We start from the raw sequence: 1,669 nt of genomic DNA on the forward strand, positions 1-1,669 counted from the left end.
AATGCAGCGCTGGAAGGACCGGATCTAGAGGTCGTTAGCCGACGAATGCTATTAAAAACATAGCTGCTCGCGCATGACTCTATTGGGATACAGCCACTTTTTATGCTTGAAAATGGTCTTTTTCAAGCGGTTTTAGCGTGTGGAGGCAGGCGCTGGGCCGCGGAAAAAGGCCTCCGGAGCCCGCTTTTGATGCATAAAAAAGGCCTGTAACCCAATAGAGTCATGCGCGAGCAGCTATTTAATTGATAGCAAAACGCTGACGTCACGCTCAGATGCAGGCCAGTTCCACCCATTGATGCAGCGTGTCCGGCTGCCGTATCACCTGCACCAGGCTGGCAGCCGGCCCGTTTTTGCTGATGGCCAGCACCACGGTGTGCACGGCAGGGTCATTCAGTGCCGCGCGCAGCAGGGGCATGCCGGCGCTCTCGGGTGCCTCCGCGTCACGCGGCGCTGCGCACAAGGCTTCCATCAGCCGGGTTGCCAGCGCCACGGTCAATGCTGCAGGCCGTTCCATGTTCAACCGTTGCGGAACAGGAAGCTGTAGGCATTGAGCGCCGGCACGCCGCCCAGGTGCGCATACAGCACGCGTGAGCCGGCCGGAAACTCCCCGCGCCGCACCATGTCGATCATGCCCTGCATCGACTTGCCTTCGTACACCGGGTCGGTCAGCATGCCCTCCTGGCGGGCGCACAGCCGTATCGCCTCCAGCGTGCCTTCGGATGGCAGGCCATACTCAGGGCCGCCGTAGCGGGTGTCGAGCACGACGTCTTTTTCGGTGATGGGGCGGCCCAGCTCCACCAGCTTGGCGGTGTTCTGCGCAATGCGCAAAATCTGCGCGTGGGTTTGTGCGGGCTTGGCCGACGCATCGATGCCGATCACGCGGTCGGCGCGGCCGTCTGCCGCAAAGCCCACCACCATGCCGGCCTGCGTGCTGCCGGTGACGGAGCACACCACGATGTAATCAAACTTGAAGCCCAGCTCGGCCTCTTGCGCGCGCACTTCTTCGGCGAAGCCGACAAAACCCAGGCCGCCATACGGGTGCTCTGAACAGCCCGCCGGAATCGGGAAGGGCTTGCCGCCCTTCTTGCGCACGTCTTCCATCGCCTGCTCCCAGCTCGGGCGGATGCCGATGTCAAAACCGGCCGCGTCCAGGCGCACGTCGGCGCCCATGATGCGCGACATCTCGATATTGCCCACGCGGTCATACACCGCGTCGGAGTAGTTGACCCAGTTCTCCTGCACCAGCACGCACTTCATGCCCAGGTGCGCCGCCACCGCCGCGACCTGGCGCGTCTGGTTGGACTGGATGCCACCGATCGACACCAGCGTGTCGCAGCCCTGCTCTAGCGCCTCGGGGATCAGGTATTCCATCTTGCGCGTCTTGTTGCCGCCGAACGCCAGGCCGCTGTTGCAGTCTTCGCGCTTGGCAAACAGCTCGACCTTGCCGCCCAGGTGGGCGCTCAGGCGCTTGAGCGGCTGTATCGGGCTGGGCCCGAAGGTCAGGGAGTGTTTTGCAAATTTCTGGAGCTGGAGCGGATACTGAAGCGGGGTAGACATGGCAGTGTTTCTCGGTTGAAGCCCTTGTGCGTAGACTGAAATGGCCGCAAAGAAGGAGGGCATGTGGGTAAAGGTTTGGGTGCAGTCCTGAATCAAATCGTATCGCCCGGGC

2 protein-coding genes are annotated in these 1,669 nt (G+C 62.2%); both read right to left on the reverse strand.

Annotated features, from left to right (window positions below):
• Nucleotides 1–268: 268 nt before the first annotated feature.
• Nucleotides 269–514, reverse strand: a complete 246-nt coding sequence (locus AC1DWI_RS22175; protein ID WP_477669957.1) for a hypothetical protein — start codon at nt 512–514, stop codon at nt 269–271.
• Between the two features lie 2 nt (nt 515–516).
• Nucleotides 517–1,557, reverse strand: coding sequence for a 1-aminocyclopropane-1-carboxylate deaminase (locus AC1DWI_RS22180; RefSeq protein ID WP_477669956.1), 1,041 nt, complete (start codon nt 1,555–1,557; stop codon nt 517–519).
• Nucleotides 1,558–1,669: the final 112 nt, after the last annotated feature.

It is taken from the genome of Polaromonas sp. P3_C2, from assembly GCF_056402675.1.